A 17,202-nucleotide genomic window follows, 5' to 3' on the forward strand; every position below is an offset into this window, starting at 1 on the left:
ACCACAAAACACCATTGCTTAACTTTGCATACACACCAAAAAGAAAAATGAAAACCAAATATAAATCCAAATTTAACAATTACATTCTGTTGCTTAACGCAAAATAAATCGCTACTCTCCACCTTACGCGACAGTTGAATATTTCAACCAACGCAAACACACATTAAATAAGTTGGAATTTAATTCTGAATTTTCTCTCTTGATTCGACACAAAAACTAACAATGACATTAACATTAGGTTAATTGCTCGAATACAGTATGAAAGACCGTTTTTCATACATACTCGTCATTCAAAGAGAAAAGCTTCATTCCTCAGGGAGTCGTAAAGGAGTTAGTTATGAAGCGAGAACAATGGGGATCCCGAGCGGGATTTATTTTAGCGGCAGTCGGTTCAGCGATCGGTTTAGGCAATATTTGGCGTTTCCCATATATGGCTTACGAGAACGGTGGCGGCGCATTTTTTATTCCTTACCTTTTTGCCATGATCACCGCAGGTATTCCCTTTATGATCCTAGAGTTCAGTATGGGACAAAAATACCGCGGCTCAGCGCCAGCAACCTTAGGTAAAATCCACCCTAAATTTGAATGGTTAGGTTGGTTCCAAGTTGGCGTAGCGGCCGTTATTGCAGTGTACTACGTCGCCGTTATTGGCTGGGCAATCTCTTACTTTGGCATGTCATTTACACAAAGTTGGGGAAGCGATACCAACGCCTTTTTCTTCAGTGAATATCTGGCACTTGGCGATAACTCACCAACCAATCTAGGTTCCATTCAATGGAAAATTGCTTTGGCAATGCTGATTGCGTGGGGGATCACCTATGCCGCCATCGTGGGTGGCGTAAAATCTGGTATTGAGCGAGCATCGAAGATCATGATGCCGATTCTTTTCATCATGGTACTGCTGCTGATTGGTCGTATGATCTTCTTACCCGGAGCTTTGGATGGTGTGAACTACATGTTTGAGCCAGACTTTAGCAAGATTTGGGACGTTAAAGTATGGGCGGCAGCCTACGGGCAGATCTTCTTTACCCTCAGTATTGGTTTTGCCATCATGCTGGCTTATTCAAGCTATCTACCTGAGAAATCGGACATCACAAATAATGCTTTCATGACCGTATTAATCAACTGTGGTTTCTCGATTCTTGCGGGCATTATGATTTTCTCGGTACTTGGCTATATGGCGCAAGAACAAGGCAAACCGATCACGGAAGTGGTGTCTGCTGGTGTGGGCCTCGCATTTGTTACTATCCCGGCAGCCATTAACTTGTTACCCGCTCCTTACATCCTTGGTCCATTATTCTTCTTAGCTTTGGTGGTGGCAGGTCTAAGCTCGCACATTTCAATCATGGAAGCGGTCACTTCTGCGCTTATCGACAAGCTAAACTGGAGCCGTAAAAAAGCGGCCACTATTGTCATCGGTAGTGGACTGGTTGTCTCTATGGCATTTGCAACCAACGGTGGTTTGTTACTGCTCGATCTCGTTGATCACTTTGCAAACAACGTCGGTATCATGGCCGGTGGTTTAGTTGAAATCATACTAATGGCATGGCTGCTCAACAAAGTGGCCGATGTTCGCGAATACGTGAACAAGATTTCCGATTTCACGATTGGCACTTGGTTCGATGTTTGCCTGAAATTCATTACCCCAGCGGTTCTTGCTGTGATTCTAGCCACCAAGCTGATGACGCTGTTTACCGAAGGCTACGGTGGTTATGACTTGACGCTTGGCTGGGCAATTATCGCAGCGCTGTTTGTGATGGGCTTTGTTATCAACGCAACAAATCGTAAGGAAGCATAATTATGGCAACGAGCGCAATTATCATGATGCTGATTGGCCTTGGCATTACCTGGGGTGGTGCAGCCATCTGTATTAAACGAGCAATGGACAAACAATAACTTGTCTCTTATTTCTCGATAATACTGCACATAAATGAAAACCGGCTTAAGCCGGTTTTCTTGTCTTCTAAAACTGATATTTAATACCTACTGCGCCACCAAGCTGCAATTCTGCACCTTTGTATAAACTGAGCTCTGGTTGTATCTGACCATACAGATCCCAACCGTGAGTGAGGTCCCAATTAAGCCCCAGCGGCACGCGAAAGCCAAAGTCATCATTCCACTCAGCCCAGCCACCTACGCCAACATACCAAGTCACAGGGATATCTTGATTAAACGTGCCTTTTTTCGCGAGGTAATCCAATGCTAAACCATCATTACCAATCACCCCTCGGTACTGCTGATTCAATTCAATCACGACACTTAACTGCTGGTCCACTGCCATACCGACAGCAAGGTCGGTCTTTTGTTCTGCAGCTAGAGTAGCGAAAGGAAATAAACAAAGAGAAGCCACTAACCACTTTTTCATCTAAACGTCCTATTAATAAAAAAACAAAAGCTGTAAACATCGCCACAGATCAGGTTTTGCGTTGCTCTGTAATATCAGTGATGCAATTTTGTCCATATAGCCATTACGCCATGTCAGCCAACGGTTAGCCCTACGATAATTCGTTGCAAATGAGGGTGTGAAGATTGAGGGAAGGATGCAGCCAAATGACTTGAGTAGCAGATAAGCGGCAAATGAATGAATCCCCTTGAGTACAGATACACGATGTGATGGTGCCTGGCAGGCGATCCCATAAACGAGCGTAGCCTGCATCGCTTCAGCGTCAAGTCGGGAAGGACAGGAGAAGGGACAATAAAAAAAGGAGGCCTCAGCCTCCTTTTGTCAATCAATGAGTGTTAGGGATTAACCGTGGTTACGGATCCACTCATCCATTTCAGTTTTTAGGTTGTCAGATTTAGTACCGAAGATAGCTTGAACACCACCAGCAACGACAACAACACCTGCAGCACCTAGCTTCTTCAATTTATCTTGGTCTACCGCTGCTGTGTCAGCAACAGCCACACGTAGACGTGTGATACATGCATCTAGACCTGTGATGTTTGCTTTACCGCCGAACGCAGCAACCAATTCACCAGCAAGGTCTGAACCAGAAGTCGCTGTTGCTTCTTCCGTTTCATCTTCACGACCTGGAGTCTTAAGATCCATCGCTTGAATAACGAAGCGGAATACTACGTAGTAAATAGCTGCGTAAACGAGACCAACACCAATCATCAGACCCATCTTCTGCGCATTACCAGATAGAACTAGGAAGTCAATCAGACCGTGAGAGAATGAAGTACCGTGTACAAAACCTAGAGTGTTAGCAACAACGTATGCAGAACCCGCTAGTAGAGCGTGGATACCGTAAAGTACAGGAGCAACGAATAGGAATGAGAATTCGATTGGCTCAGTAATACCGGTTAGGAATGAAGTCAGCGCTGCTGACGCCATGATACCCATTACTTTCGCGCGGTTCTCAGGCTTAGCACAGTGTGCGATAGCGATCGCTGCTGCTGGTAGACCAAACATCTTGAACATGTAACCGCCCGCTAGCTGACCGAAGCCATTGCCCGCAGCACGAGAAGCTTCATCTGCAACTAGGTAACACGTTAGAACACCATTTTGAGCTTCGCCTGCAGCGTTCACACAGCTACCCGCTTCGAAGAAGAATGGTACGTTCCACACGTGGTGTAGACCGAATGGGATAAGAGAACGTTCAACAATACCGTAGATACCGAATGCAACTTGTGGGTTCTGATGAGCAGCCCAATCAGAGAAAGAAGCAATAGCACCACCGATTGGAGGCCATACGATTGATAGTAGGATACCAAGAGCGATAGCCGTGAAACCAGTGATGATCGGCACAGCACGCTTACCAGCAAAGAAGCCTAGGTATTCTGGTAGTTGAATCTTGAAGAAACGGTTGAATGCCCAAGCAGCAACACCACCGACTAGGATACCACCAAGGACACCTGTGTCGATTTTTTCAACGCCCATTACGCCAGCCATAACTGCAAGTGTTGCTGTCATGATGCCGTAACCAACGATCGCAGCTAGACCTGCTACACCGTCATTATTCGTAAAGCCAAGTGCCACACCTACCGCAAACAGTAGTGCCATTTGACCAAATACAGAACCACCCGCCTGCTCCATCAGATTTGATACGATATCTGGAATGAAGCTAAGGTCGGCAGCACCCACACCTAGTAGAATACCCGCAACTGGTAAAACCGATACTGGTAGCATCAGCGCTTTACCAACTTTTTGCAGGTTAGCAAAAAGGTTCTTAAACATGTTTATGCTCCTGATTAATTTATTAGTATTTTGGGTTCTAACGGCACACCCCCGTAGCCTAAATGTTAGCACCCTATGAAAATGTAACCACATGTTGCATTATATTTTCCGCCTCTAAATATATCTTGATGCCCCTCAAACTTTCTACAGAGTTACGAAAATTAGTTTCAAAACAAGTCACGGATCACACACAAACAAGCCTATCAATACGCTTACATCTAATCATATATCATTGTTTTATAAGGATTATATTAATACCACTATTAATTTCGATGGGTAAATAAAATTGATTGTAATGTTATTTTTAGTAACAAAATTACATTTGATTAAATTTCGTCAATTTCAATCAACAGATTTAGTTAACAAGAAAATTTAATTTAATTTATGGGGTTAAAAATAAAAAAAGAGAGCATTTGCTCTCTTTTTAATCAATATTTCTTTTTCTATCGCAAAAAAAGATTTTTAAAGTTTTGGGTGGTTTTTTCACCAACACTTGCTAAGGAAATGTTTTTAAGCTGTGCGATATATGCAGCAACTTCGATAACATAGGCGGGTTGATTCTCTTTGCCCCTATGAGGTACAGGTGCCAAGTACGGGGAATCCGTTTCAATCAACAACCGTTCCAAAGGAATGTGTTTTACAACCTCTTTAAGCTCCGTTGCTTGTCTGAACGTGACAATTCCAGAGATAGAGATGTAAAAACCGAGCGCCATTGCCGCTTCAGCAAAAGCAAGATCTTCGGTAAAACAGTGAATCACGCCACCGCATTTATCTGCCCCCCCATTGCGAAGAATGGCTAAGGTATCTTCTCTCGCTTGCCTCGTATGGATAATCAGTGGCTTATTCAGCTCAACCGCGAGTGCGACTTGCTGTTCAAAACGTTCGCGCTGCAAGGCTTGCGTTTCTGGCTTATAGTGATAATCAAGACCCGTTTCACCAATAGCCACAACTTTAGAATGCGAGGCGTAGGCTTTCATTTTGTCCAAACAAAAGGGACTTTCCACGTCTAATGGGTGCACTCCACAAGAGGCGTGTACGTTGTCAAAAGGCTCAATGAGCTCAAGCATTTTTGGAAAAGAATCCAATGTCACACCGACAGACAGCAATTGCTCAACATTTACCTGCTTGGCTTTGTTGATCACGTCAGCAACATCTATGTGCAGATCATCGTAATTCAATTTGTCTAGGTGACAATGAGAATCTACAAACATAATGCCTCTCTAGTTTCGATTAACCAGTTGATGATCATCAGTTCTTCGTTTAAACCCGAAAACTGATGTAACTGTTGATTTAATTGATTGAGTTTTACCATTGAGGTTTGTAATCCGCTCAAAGGCAGTTGGCCTAGCGCTTGACTACCTTGCAATGTTTCTTCATTTTGCAAGCCAAAATGAACCTTCTGCGCATCAGAAAGCAGTAACCACAACCACGAGAGATTACGTAACGTTGCTGCTTGAATTGTCTGACATAGTGACACGTAGTCAGAATCCGCCTGAATTAAGAAATCCACAAACTGTCTTTCGAGTTTTTCATAGTGTTGAAACTCTGATTCTTTTGCCATGTGCATTGCCGTCACGGGCGAGTAATGAGCCAGTTTCAGAAAGGACTCATTCACACTGATCCCTTGTTGTTGCAACCATTGCATAGACTCAGAGACCTCAGGAGGCGTTATACTCCACTGTTGACAACGGCTGATGATAGTGGGCAACAACCGTTTCTTATCGTGGCAAATCAACAAAAATAGGCAGCTCCCAGACGGCTCTTCCAATGTTTTCAACAACGCATTTGAAGCCGATTCGTTCATCGCCTCCGCAGACTCGATAACAAACAAACGATATCCGCCCATTTGAGAGGATTCTTGTGCCTGACGGTTACATTGGCGTATCTGCTCAACAGTAATAGCCTTGCCTTCTTTCTCTGGCCTAATGAAATGAAGATCAGGATGATTTTGCGACTTTAACAGCTCGCAACTATGGCAAAAGCCACACCCCTCGTCAGGGTAAGTCTTACACAGCAAAGCCGCCGAAAACTTTTCGATAAGCTCATCAACACCGAGTTCAACGTCAGATTGCAACAAGATGGCACCAGGTAACCGCTGTGCCGACATGGCCGACTGCAGCCCTTGCCATGTCGATGCTAACCAAGGATAGTGTGTCAAAACCTTAATCCTGTAACTGTTCTAGCCAAAGGTTGAGCGCAGATCGAATGTCGTTCGCGACCTGCTCAATGCTTTGCTCTGCGTTAATCGTAACGATAGACGCATCGCTCTTCGCTAACTCCAAATAACGCTGACGTGTTCTTTCGAAAAAGCTGATGTCCATTTTTTCGATGCGATCAAGCTCTCCTCGCCCTCTCGCTCGCTCCAAGCCCACTTTAGGGTCGATATCCATATACAGAGTAAAGGCTGGCTTAAACTCTCCTAATGCAGTGTCACGCAGATTTTTCATTAGTGTCGCATCAATTTGGCGACCACCGCCTTGATACGCTTGGGAAGAGAGATCATGACGATCACCCACCACCCACTTTCCTTCGTGTAGCGCAGGCTTAATGACATTCTCAACTAACTGAACTCGCGCAGCATAGAGCAGTAGCAACTCGGTCATGTCATGCAAATGCTCGCCAGGATGATCTTCCTTCACCAGAGCTCGCATCTTTTCCGCCAGAGGTGTGCCACCCGGTTCACGTGTTTGCGCAATCTCATTAATCCCTGCTTGGCGTAATGTGTCCAAAACTGTTTGAATTGCCGTGCTTTTCCCAGCGCCTTCTAAACCTTCAATGACAATAAATTTTGCTTGCTTCATCTTTTCTTTAATTCCCGCAGATATGCTCTTACTGCTCTATTATGTTCAGCTAATGTTTTTGAGAACACATGCCCACCTTTACCGCTAGCGACAAAGTAAAGATAACTGCTGTTCTCTGGATTTAATGCGGCAGCGATAGAGGCTTCTCCAGCCATCGCAATTGGCGTAGGTGGTAATCCGTTAATCACGTAAGTATTGTAGGGCGTTGGCGTGCGCAGATCTTTCTTGCGAATGTTGCCATCGTAGGCCTCCCCCATGCCATAAATCACCGTAGGGTCCGTTTGCAAACGCATTCGCTTATTCAAGCGGTTCACAAATACAGACGCGACTCGCTCTCGTTCTTCATCAATAGCCGTTTCTTTCTCAATAATGGAGGCAAGAATCAACGCTTCATAACTGTTGTCTAACGGCAACTTCTCTTGGCGCTGCTGCCAATGTTTATCCAGCACTCGGTTTAACTTCTCATGTGCGCGTTTGAGTAACTCAACATCAGAGGTGCCGTAGGTATAGTGATAGGTTTCCGCAAGAAAAAGGCCTTCAAGCTTTTCATAGGGAATCTCCAGTCGCTTGGCAATTTCTTCTTCGCTCAAACCTGCTAATTCATGAACCAAATAAGGATCTTGTGCCATCTGCACCATCCATTCTTGGAAACGACTTCCCTCGACGAATGTGATGGTAAATTGATGCTCTTTGCCAAGATTGAACACTTCCAACGCTTGATAAAGCGACATCTCTGATTGGATTTGGTAAGTACCTGCTTTAATTCGAGTAATTTCTGGGTAGAGTTTTGGAATTAAGCGCGCCAGAGGTGTGGGTTCATCAATCCAGCCTTTTTCTGTCAGTATGGCCAATGTGCGGCCAAAGCCACTTCCTGAAGGAATGGTGATGATCTCACTGCCCTCAATTTTTAGCGGTTGGTTAACGTAGGTTTTGGTTTGTGAATATGCCCAAACAGCGGCAACGCCTATCATCAACGCGGCAATAAAGAGCAGCCCTATTATTTTTTTTATCACGAGTTAAAAATTCCTTGAAAATATCGTGTTGTGGTACCGATTGGGTACCGGGTTTCGAGAATCTGGTTGATCGGAGCAACACCCAGTAACGAGTTGGTCATGAATACTTCCTCAGCCTCCAATAAAGAGGACAAGTCTGCTTTGATTTCCTGACACGCTATCGCACGACGTTGTGCCTCGCCCATCACCAAGCGACGCATCACACCGGACACCCCACTCAAAGTGAGATCGGGAGTAAAAAGTACACCATTCTTAACCCAAAAAAGATTGGCTATTGTAGTTTCAATCACATGGTTTTGCACATTAAACGTCACCCCATCTTGGTACCCCAACGCATCAAGCTCCGCTTTGCAAAGAACTTGCTCAAGACGATTATTATGTTTGTGTCCTGCAAGAATAGGATTGAGACCGAGTGGTGTTTGGCACACACCGAGCTCGACACCGTGTTGTTGCCATTGGGAATAATGAACAGGATAGGAAAAACACGAGATAGTAACGTTAGGCGTAGCAACACCACTGGGACTGTAACCGCGACCACCTTCTCCGCGGCTAATGTGCAATTTCAACCCACCTCGCGCATCAGGCAACGCGGCCTGGTGCAGCCACTGTTCAACCAATGCCCAATCAGGGAGAGGAATGGAAAGAACCTGTAAGCACGCTTCCATCCGTTCAATATGCAATGGCCAATGCTCGATTTGGCCATTCAATGTTTTCATGGTGGTAAAGCAGCCATCACCATACTGGAATGATCGGTCTGAGAGAGAAACTTCCGTTGCTACAACGCCATTGACCCAATACATGCTATCTATATCCCAATAAAAACAAAACGGCTTAATGCTAAGCATCAAGCCGTTTAAATACAAGTTTCAGAAACCTAAATGAGTGTTAGATTTTCTTAAATACGAGTGAGCCGTTTGTTCCACCGAAGCCGAATGAGTTACAGATGGCGTACTCCATATCCACTTTCTTCGCAGTATGTGGAACAAGATCGATATCCAAACCTTCTTCTGGGTTATCCAGGTTAATGGTTGGTGGAACGATCTGATCAACCAGCGACAACACGGTAATGATCGCTTCAACAGAGCCTGCAGCACCAAGTAGGTGGCCGGTCATAGATTTCGTTGAAGATACTTTAACTTGTTTAGCGCCCTCTTCACCAAGGGCACGTTTCACGCCTTTGATTTCAGCCACATCGCCTGCTGGTGTTGATGTACCGTGAGCGTTCACATAACCCACTTGTGTACCAACAATACCTGCGTCACGCATTGCCGCTTCCATCGCTAGTGCGCCACCAGAGCCGTCTTCGCTTGGTGAAGTCATATGATAAGCATCACCTGACATACCAAAGCCAACCAGCTCAGCGTAAATTTTTGCGCCACGTGCTTTTGCATGTTCGTACTCTTCAAGTACCATGATGCCAGCACCATCGCCTAATACGAAACCATCGCGATCTTTGTCCCAAGGACGAGACGCTTTTTGTGGTTCATCGTTACGAGTAGAAAGAGCTTTCGCCGCACCAAAGCCAGCCATACCAAGCGGTGTGGATGCTTTCTCTGCACCACCAGCAACCATAGCGTCAGCATCGCCGTAAGCGATCATTCGCGCTGCATGGCCGATGTTATGCAAACCAGTAGTACATGCCGTAGAAATCGCGATGTTTGGACCGCGCATACCACGCATGATAGATAGATTACCTGCAACCATGTTTACAATGGTTGAAGGAACGAAGAATGGGCTAACTTTACGTGGGCCTTTTTCAACTAAAGCGGTGTGGCCTGCTTCAATAAGATCTAGACCGCCGATACCAGAGCCGATCGCAACACCAACGCGGTGTGCGTTTTCATCCGTAATTTCAAGACCTGAATCGTCTAAAGCCTGAATACCTGCTGCAATGCCGTACTGGATAAAGAGATCCATTTTACGCGCATCTTTTTTAGACATGTATTCTTCGCAGTTGAAGTCTTTTACCAAACCGGCGAAACGGGTAGAGAAGTTAGTTGCATCGAAATGATCGATATTGACGATACCACTTTTGCCTTCAAGCAGGGATTTCCAGGATTCTGCTACGGTGTTGCCAACCGGTGACAACATACCCATGCCAGTGACAACTACACGACGCTTGGACACGATATAATTCTCCGGGGATTGAATTTCTATGAGAGGATAGAAGAAGTTAGAAAAAACACAGGCGGTCTAGGTGACCGCCTGGGGGAGATGATTACTGAGCGTTCGCAGTTACGTAATCGATCGCAGCTTGAACAGTTGTAATCTTTTCAGCTTCTTCGTCAGGGATCTCAGTGTCGAATTCTTCTTCTAGTGCCATTACTAGTTCAACGGTGTCTAGAGAATCAGCGCCTAGGTCGTCTACGAAAGAAGCTTCGTTTTTAACTTCAGACTCATCAACACCTAGTTGTTCAACAATGATTTTCTTTACGCGTTCTTCGAGGTTGCTCATTTTTCTTTTCCTTTACAGAGTTCGCTTTATGCGATGTTTTCCGTAGTTTATTCAAACTATTAAAAGTTGCAAGACCAACTTTTCTGGTCAAACCACAATTTACGCGATTTTAACCGATTTTCATTACATATTTGACCTAAATCATGCACAGACAGTGAACACAATTTAGACCATATACATTCCGCCGTTGACGTGCAGTGTTTCGCCAGTGATGTAAGCAGCAGCTGGCGACGCCAAAAATACCACAGCTTCCGCAATTTCACGAGGATCACCAAGACGACCTGCTGGAACATTCGCCAAAGTGGTGGCACGTTGCTCATCATTTAGAGCACGAGTCATATCCGTCTCAATGAAACCTGGCGCTACAGTATTGACCGTTACACCACGAGATGCAACTTCACGAGCCAATGATTTTGTGAAACCAATAACACCCGCTTTCGCCGCCGCGTAGTTTGCTTGGCCTGCGTTACCCATTGTGCCAACAACTGAACCAACGTTGATGATGCGGCCATCACGTTTTTTCATCATGCCACGCATCACTGCTTTAGAAAGACGGAAAATAGACGTTAGATTAGTGTCCATAATGTCGTTCCATTCGTCGTCTTTCATGCGCATAAGCAGATTATCGCGTGTGATACCAGCGTTATTAATCAAAATATCGACCGCGCCGAACTCATCATTAATTGCTTTTAGTACGCTTTCAACCGATTCAGCATCCGTCACATTCAGAGCAAAGCCTTTGCCATTTTCGCCTAGGTATTCTGAAATGGCCGCTGCGCCGTTCTCTGAAGTCGCGGTACCAATTACTGTCGCGCCACGTGCAACCAGAGTTTCTGCGATTGCACGACCGATACCACGGCTTGCGCCCGTTACTAACGCAACTTTACCGCTTAGGTTTAATAAGTCAGTCATTTTTATTCCCTATTACTTTACAGCGTCAAGCGATGCAACATCGTTTACTGCCACTGCTTCTAGTGATTTGACAATACGCTTTGTCAAACCTGTCAATACTTTACCAGGGCCCATTTCAAGCAATTTTTCGACACCCTGTGAACTCATTAGTTCCACACTTTCAGTCCAACGAACTGGGCTGTACAGTTGACGAACTAAGGCATCTTTGATTTTCGCTGGATCGGTTTCTGCAACCACATCCACGTTGTTGATCACTGGCAACTGTGGGGCTTTGAATTCGATAGATTCCAGTGCAACCGCGAGTTTCTCTGCTGCTGGTTTCATTAGTGCACAGTGTGAAGGCACAGAAACTGGAAGAGGAAGAGCACGTTTGGCACCCGCTTCCTTACAAAGTGCGCCCGCACGCTCTACTGCGTCTTTGCTACCTGCAATCACCACTTGGCCAGGCGAGTTGAAGTTCACTGGAGAGACCACGTCGCCTTGCGCCGCTTCTTCACAAGCTTTGGCAATCGCTTCATCATCTAGACCGATGATCGCGTACATCGCGCCTGTCCCTGCTGGTACTGCTTCTTGCATAAGTTGACCACGAAGCTCGACAAGTTTGATCGCTTCTTGGAAATCAATCACGCCAGCACACACTAATGCTGAGTACTCACCCAAGCTATGGCCTGCCAAGTTATCTGGTTGAGCAAGACCTAATTCTTGCCACACTCGCCAGATCGCTACCGACGAAGCCAGCAATGCAGGTTGAGTACGGAACGTCTGATTCAAATCTTCCGCAGGACCGTTTTGTACCAGTGCCCATAAATCGTAGCCAAGCGCTTCTGACGCTTGTGCAAATGTTTGTTTAACGATTTCATACTGTTCGCCAAGATCTGCCAGCATACCAACTGCTTGAGAACCTTGACCTGGAAATACGATAGCAAACTTGCTCATAGTAATTTTCCTTAACCGAAGCTAAATAAAATACTGTTACTACTCACGAGCAACAGCAAAATTATGAATTCTTAATTAAAAGCGAACTAACGCTGAACCCCAAGTGAAACCGCCACCAAAGGCTTCGAGTAGTAGCGTCTGACCACGCTGAATACGCCCATCACGCACCGCCTCATCTAATGCCGTCGGTACGGTTGCCGCAGAGGTATTGCCATGACGATCAAGGGTAATCACCACTTGATCAAGAGACATTGACAATTTTTTCGCCGTTGCTGAAATAATGCGATAGTTGGCCTGATGAGGAACTAACCAGTCGAGCTCAGATTTATGCATATTGTTCGCAGCCAAAGTATCTTTAACCAGTTTCGATAACTGAGTCACCGCAACTTTGAATACTTCGTTACCCGCCATATGCAGCCACTTGTCGGCATCTTTGCCGCGCTCAGGTACTTCTAAGCTAAGAAGATCACCAAACTCACCATCCGCGTAGATGTGAGTAGACAGAATACCCGGCTCTTCGCTTGCTCCAACAACCACAGCACCTGCGCCATCACCGAATAAGATAATGGTCGAGCGGTCCGTTGGATCGCAAGTTTTCGATAAAGTATCAGAACCAATAACCAGTACGTTTTTACACATACCCGTTTTAATATGTTGATCAGCAATAGAAAGAGCATAGACAAAGCCGGAGCACGCCGCGGCTAAATCGAACGCAGGACAACCTTTGATGCCAAGCTTTGCCTGTACCTGACATGCAGATGAAGGAAAAGTATGGCTTCCACTTGTCGTCGCGACGATGATCAGGTCAATATCGTCTTTGTCGATACCTGACATCTCTATCGCGTTTTGAGCCGCATAAAAACCCATATCAGCGACTGTTTCATTTTCAGCAGCAATACGACGCTCTTTAATACCGGTGCGGGCAACAATCCACTCATCACTTGTCTCTACCATTTTCTCTAGATCGGCATTGGTGCGGATCTGAGATGGCAGGTAGCTGCCAGTACCTAAAATTTTGCTATACATGAAGACTAATAATGCCTCTCGAGTAAAACCGCTTCCAAACGATCGCTTATACGGCTTGGTACTTGTCGTTTGACCTCGTGTACCGCCTCACCAATCGCATTAACTAAGGCAGACACATCAGCACTTCCATGACTTTTTATCACAATGCCGCGCAATCCTAGCAAACTTGCGCCGTTATACTGGTCGGGGTTCAGTGTTTTTAGTTCATTAAATAGTTCAGAAAACAATATTCTGGCTATCCAACCCTTTATCGACGAAGCCATCATGCTGGTTTTTATTTTTTCGATAAACAGCTGCGCAGTTCCTTCGCTGGCTTTTAGGCAGACGTTGCCAACAAATCCATCGCATACAATCACGTCTGCTGCGTTTTTTAAGATTTGGTTCCCTTCAATGTAGCCGACAAAGTGAACCGCTTGTGTCTGCGATAGCAGTTCAGCGCAACGCTTCACCAAATCATTGCCTTTCGTTTCTTCTTCGCCCACGTTCAACACCGCGACTCTTGGAGCACGGTTCAAATGCTCTTCAGCAAGTGCAGAGCCCATGACCGCGAATTGAAACAAAGTATCCGCATCGCACGAAACATTGGCACCAAGATCCAACATCCAACTGCGACCACCCGTTACGGTTGGTAAAGCGGAGATCAATGCAGGCCGGTCGATTCCCGGCAGCAATTTGAGAATAAAACGAGAAAGCGCCATGAGTGCGCCAGTATTGCCACCGCTGACGCATGCATCGGCGGTTGAGTCCGCAACAAGCTCGATTGCATGTCGCATTGAACTGCCTTGGCTGTTGCGCAGGGCTAAAGAAGGCTTTTCGGAATTAGAAATCATTCGATCACAATGCTGAACGCTCAGGCGAGCATCAGGTTTGTAACCTAATAAGGAAAGTTGGGACGTGATCTGTTGTTGATCACCTGTAAGAATCACTTTTAGCTCTGGGAAATGAGACAGTGCCTGCACGGCGGCAGGCACTGTGACGCGCGGACCGAAATCCCCGCCCATTGCATCAAGTGCAACGGTAATACTTTGCAAAGGATCAACCTTACTTGTTGATAACCTTTTTGCCACGGTAGTAACCTTCAGCGGTTACGTTGTGACGTAGGTGAGTTTCACCTGAAGTCGCGTCTACAGATAGTGCAGCTGTAGTTAGCGCATCGTGTGAACGACGCATGCCACGCTTAGAACGTGTCTTACGGTTTTGTTGTACGGCCATTGACCCTACTCCTATGTTATGGTTCAGCTTAAAGCTTAGCGCTTTAGGCTTTTTAAAACGTCGAACGGATTTGGTTTTGTTTCCTCAATTTCTTCAGGAATCTCACCAAAAACCATGTTATTTGAATCAACGCTGCAATCCGCTTCGTCATGCATTGCAATTTGAGGTAATTCTAAGATGAACTCATCTTCAACAAGTTGAATAAGGTCGACTTCGCCATATTCGTTAAGATCTACCAAATCGTAACATTCTGGGGCATCTTGCTCACTTTTCTCACTGTAGTAAGGAGTATAAGTGAACTCTACTTCACACAGATGCGTGAAGGTCTCATTACAACGTTGACATTCTAAACCGACTTCGATGTTAGCTTTACCAGAGATAACAACAAGTCGCTGTTCATCTATCTCAAATGACAAATAGACTTCTGCGTCGCGTTTTACGCCTTCGGTCATTTCAGCTAGACGCTTAAACAGACTGGCTTGGATGATGCCATCGTAATCCAATCTCTTCTGCGCGGCTTTGGCTGGATCCACCGTTCGCGGTATTTTTACCTTTTGCATAGGGCGCGAATATTATCTTCCAAAAAGAATTTAGTCAAAGGAAAAGGCAAAAAAGTTGTACTTTTTTGCGCTTGTTATACAGAGCATTAGCATGCTCCAACGGGAATCCGTTATGCTATGAAGAATGCTCCGTCAAATTGTAAGCCAAAATGGAAAATTACCAACTAGTTTTAGCGTCTACCTCACCATTTCGTCAGCAACTGCTGGAAAAACTGGCAATTCCTTTTTCAACTCTCTCTCCAAACTGCGATGAGACCCCACTGGAAGGCGAGTCCCCACAACAGTTGGTCTTGAGACTTGCCGAAAGCAAAGCGCAATCGTGTCAAATCAACCAACCAAGCTTGGTGATAGGCAGCGATCAAGTGTGCGTTATTGACGGTAACATTGTGGGTAAACCTCATAGTCGACAAAATGCCATCGCACAACTGACCGCTCAAAGTGGCCAATCCATTGTGTTTTATACTGGGTTGGCGGTTTACAACAGCGAAACCGGAGAAACACGCTCTTGCATTGATGAGTTCAAAGTGCATTTTCGCCCACTGACCCAAGCTCAAATTGAGCGCTATGTGGATAAAGAACAGCCATTCTTCTGTGCTGGCAGTTTCAAAAGTGAAGGATTAGGGATTGCTTTGTTTGAAAAGTTAGAAGGCAAAGATCCCAATACCTTAGTTGGCCTCCCCTTAATCGACCTCATTGACTTACTAGCTCAACAAGGCATGCACATTTTGGGTTGATACAAAAGAAAAAGGGATGATTCGCTCATCCCTTTTTCCTTATCGACTGGTTCGTAATGATTGAACGACCTTTTCCAACTGCTCACCCATCGGCGCGTTGATTTCCATTGGTTGTTCTGTCGCCGGATGTGTAAAGCGAATGTTGGCGGCATGAAGGAACAAGCGGTTCAGTCCATGCTGAGCAGTATAAGCATCGAAACGTCGATCGCCGTATCTGTCATCCCAGGCAATGGGGTGCCCACTATATTGAGTATGAACTCGAATTTGATGGGTTCTTCCCGTAATAGGGCTAGCTTGGAGCAGCGTCGCTTGTTCAAACTTCTCGATTACCTTAAAGCGGGTTTCTGATGGCTTACCGTTTGGATTGACGCGCACAATGCTGTTGACTTCGTTTTTCAGTAATGGGGCGTTAACCACTTTGCAACTGTTTTTCCACTCTCCCATCACTAGTGCAAAATAGTATTTCTGTACTGTTTTCTCACGAAACTGCGCTTGCAAATGACGCAGAGCTGACCGTTTTTTCGCCACCAAAAGAATACCAGAGGTATCACGGTCGATGCGATGCACGAGTTCAAGAAAACGCGCTTCTGGTCGCAGTGCACGTAACGCTTCGATAGCACCAAACTTGAGACCACTTCCACCATGGACGGCGGTACCTGAAGGCTTATTTAACACCAACAGATGGTCATCTTCATAAATGATCAAATCTTGCAGTTCAGCCACTTTGTTTAGTTTCGTACTCGGTGCCGTTTCAGGATCTTTTTTCTCAACGGTTACCGGTGGAATGCGAACAACATCACCAGCAGCCAATTTATATTCGGCCTTAACTCGCTTTTTGTTTACGCGCACTTCTCCCTTACGCACAATTCGGTAAATCATGCTTTTCGGAACATCTTTCAGTTGGTTGCGTAGAAAATTATCAATACGCTGCCCTGCCATATCTTCATCAATATCGACGATTTGGACTTTAGTTCTTATTTCATTCATGGCGCTATTCTAAAGGTAAATTTGCTGGGTCTGCTGACTTGTTGTGATACAAGCATCGAGCAAGTCATTATTATGGCAAACTTGTGCTATTTGTTCGCAAAGCCGCACATTTTAGCGGTTTTCCACGACTAGGAAAACCGTAGAATTTTTGCTGACCGTGTAATAGAGCAGTTCAAAGTTACTCACAGGTTACTAATAACTCAATCGTTGTTTATTAAACAATCAGTTAGCAAACGCAAAATTGAATGAAACACGAAAAAATTTCATCGTTTGCCGCAATGCTCGTTGCTGATATTACCGTCCACTGCTATAGTTCACAGCTGCGAAGGTAGGTCTGGTTGAATTTTATGCAAAACCGACCATTTATCCACAAGCAAATGAGTAGTTTG

Annotated in this window: 19 protein-coding genes; 3 read left to right on the plus strand and 16 right to left on the minus strand. The window is 45.3% G+C overall.

Annotation, left to right across the window (positions count from 1 at the left end; translation table 11 throughout):
* Positions 1 to 337: 337 nt before the first annotated feature.
* Positions 338 to 1,798 (plus strand): sodium-dependent transporter, encoded by a 1,461-nt coding sequence (locus AOT11_RS01260; RefSeq protein ID WP_017422300.1) that lies wholly within the window; start codon positions 338 to 340, stop codon positions 1,796 to 1,798.
* A 2-nt stretch (positions 1,799 to 1,800) separates the two neighbouring features.
* The gene (locus AOT11_RS01265; protein ID WP_017422301.1) at positions 1,801 to 1,896 is read left to right on the plus strand and encodes a MetS family NSS transporter small subunit; all 96 of its coding nucleotides are present in this window, start codon (positions 1,801 to 1,803) and stop codon (positions 1,894 to 1,896) included.
* Positions 1,897 to 1,963: 67 nt separating this feature from the next.
* On the opposite strand, the gene AOT11_RS01270 is transcribed toward AOT11_RS01265, so the two are convergent.
* The 15 genes from AOT11_RS01270 to yceD all read right to left on the minus strand — a co-directional run bounded on the left by AOT11_RS01270 (position 1,964) and on the right by yceD (position 15,092).
* Positions 1,964 to 2,365, minus strand: a complete 402-nt coding sequence (locus AOT11_RS01270) for a porin family protein (protein WP_017422302.1) — start codon at positions 2,363 to 2,365, stop codon at positions 1,964 to 1,966.
* 381 nt (positions 2,366 to 2,746) lie between these two features.
* The gene (gene ptsG, locus AOT11_RS01275; RefSeq protein WP_013572065.1) at positions 2,747 to 4,177 is read right to left on the minus strand and encodes a PTS glucose transporter subunit IIBC; all 1,431 of its coding nucleotides are present in this window, start codon (positions 4,175 to 4,177) and stop codon (positions 2,747 to 2,749) included.
* 443 nt (positions 4,178 to 4,620) lie between these two features.
* A complete protein-coding gene (locus AOT11_RS01280) occupies positions 4,621 to 5,388 on the minus strand; it encodes a TatD family hydrolase (protein ID WP_011149973.1) in 768 nt (255 codons plus the stop codon).
* Entirely contained in the window at positions 5,379 to 6,335 is a 957-nt protein-coding gene (locus AOT11_RS01285; RefSeq protein ID WP_017422304.1) for a DNA polymerase III subunit delta', read from the minus strand. Before AOT11_RS01285 ends, AOT11_RS01280 begins: the two co-directional genes overlap by 10 nt.
* A gap of 4 nt (positions 6,336 to 6,339) precedes the next feature.
* Positions 6,340 to 6,978 (minus strand): dTMP kinase, encoded by a 639-nt coding sequence (gene tmk, locus AOT11_RS01290; RefSeq protein ID WP_017422305.1) that lies wholly within the window; start codon positions 6,976 to 6,978, stop codon positions 6,340 to 6,342.
* A complete protein-coding gene (gene mltG, locus AOT11_RS01295; protein ID WP_017422306.1) occupies positions 6,975 to 7,991 on the minus strand; it encodes an endolytic transglycosylase MltG in 1,017 nt (338 codons plus the stop codon). The genes tmk and mltG overlap by 4 nt, the downstream gene beginning before the upstream one ends.
* The gene (gene pabC / locus AOT11_RS01300; RefSeq protein ID WP_017422307.1) at positions 7,988 to 8,791 is read right to left on the minus strand and encodes an aminodeoxychorismate lyase; all 804 of its coding nucleotides are present in this window, start codon (positions 8,789 to 8,791) and stop codon (positions 7,988 to 7,990) included. Before pabC ends, mltG begins: the two co-directional genes overlap by 4 nt.
* 85 nt (positions 8,792 to 8,876) lie before the next feature.
* Positions 8,877 to 10,118, minus strand: a complete 1,242-nt coding sequence (gene fabF, locus AOT11_RS01305; RefSeq protein WP_017422308.1) for a beta-ketoacyl-ACP synthase II — start codon at positions 10,116 to 10,118, stop codon at positions 8,877 to 8,879.
* Between the two features lie 91 nt (positions 10,119 to 10,209).
* Positions 10,210 to 10,446: an acyl carrier protein gene (gene acpP, locus AOT11_RS01310; protein WP_011080818.1), complete on the minus strand. Its 237-nt coding sequence runs from the start codon at positions 10,444 to 10,446 to the stop codon at positions 10,210 to 10,212.
* A 165-nt stretch (positions 10,447 to 10,611) separates the two neighbouring features.
* The gene (gene fabG / locus AOT11_RS01315; RefSeq protein ID WP_011080819.1) at positions 10,612 to 11,358 is read right to left on the minus strand and encodes a 3-oxoacyl-ACP reductase FabG; all 747 of its coding nucleotides are present in this window, start codon (positions 11,356 to 11,358) and stop codon (positions 10,612 to 10,614) included.
* A 12-nt stretch (positions 11,359 to 11,370) separates the two neighbouring features.
* Positions 11,371 to 12,294 (minus strand): ACP S-malonyltransferase, encoded by a 924-nt coding sequence (gene fabD, locus AOT11_RS01320; protein ID WP_017422309.1) that lies wholly within the window; start codon positions 12,292 to 12,294, stop codon positions 11,371 to 11,373.
* Positions 12,295 to 12,369: 75 nt separating this feature from the next.
* Complete coding sequence (locus AOT11_RS01325) at positions 12,370 to 13,320, minus strand: beta-ketoacyl-ACP synthase III (RefSeq protein ID WP_017422310.1); 951 nt, start codon at positions 13,318 to 13,320, stop codon at positions 12,370 to 12,372.
* 5 nt (positions 13,321 to 13,325) lie between these two features.
* Complete coding sequence (plsX, locus tag AOT11_RS01330) at positions 13,326 to 14,351, minus strand: phosphate acyltransferase PlsX (RefSeq protein WP_011080822.1); 1,026 nt, start codon at positions 14,349 to 14,351, stop codon at positions 13,326 to 13,328.
* A 10-nt stretch (positions 14,352 to 14,361) separates the two neighbouring features.
* Entirely contained in the window at positions 14,362 to 14,532 is a 171-nt protein-coding gene (gene rpmF / locus AOT11_RS01335; RefSeq protein ID WP_011080823.1) for a 50S ribosomal protein L32, read from the minus strand.
* A gap of 35 nt (positions 14,533 to 14,567) precedes the next feature.
* Positions 14,568 to 15,092: a 23S rRNA accumulation protein YceD gene (yceD, locus tag AOT11_RS01340; protein WP_011080824.1), complete on the minus strand. Its 525-nt coding sequence runs from the start codon at positions 15,090 to 15,092 to the stop codon at positions 14,568 to 14,570.
* A 149-nt stretch (positions 15,093 to 15,241) separates the two neighbouring features.
* Between yceD and AOT11_RS01345 the strand changes: the two genes are divergently transcribed.
* On the plus strand, positions 15,242 to 15,826 hold the full coding sequence (locus AOT11_RS01345; protein WP_017422311.1) for a Maf family protein: 585 nt from the start codon (positions 15,242 to 15,244) through the stop codon (positions 15,824 to 15,826).
* A gap of 39 nt (positions 15,827 to 15,865) precedes the next feature.
* Here the strand turns inward: AOT11_RS01345 and rluC are convergent, their stop codons facing one another.
* Positions 15,866 to 16,813, minus strand: a complete 948-nt coding sequence (rluC, locus tag AOT11_RS01350; protein ID WP_017422312.1) for a 23S rRNA pseudouridine(955/2504/2580) synthase RluC — start codon at positions 16,811 to 16,813, stop codon at positions 15,866 to 15,868.
* Between the last annotated feature and the right edge of the window lie 389 nt (positions 16,814 to 17,202).

This window comes from Vibrio vulnificus NBRC 15645 = ATCC 27562, from assembly GCF_002224265.1.
Lineage (GTDB): Bacteria > Pseudomonadota > Gammaproteobacteria > Enterobacterales > Vibrionaceae > Vibrio > Vibrio vulnificus.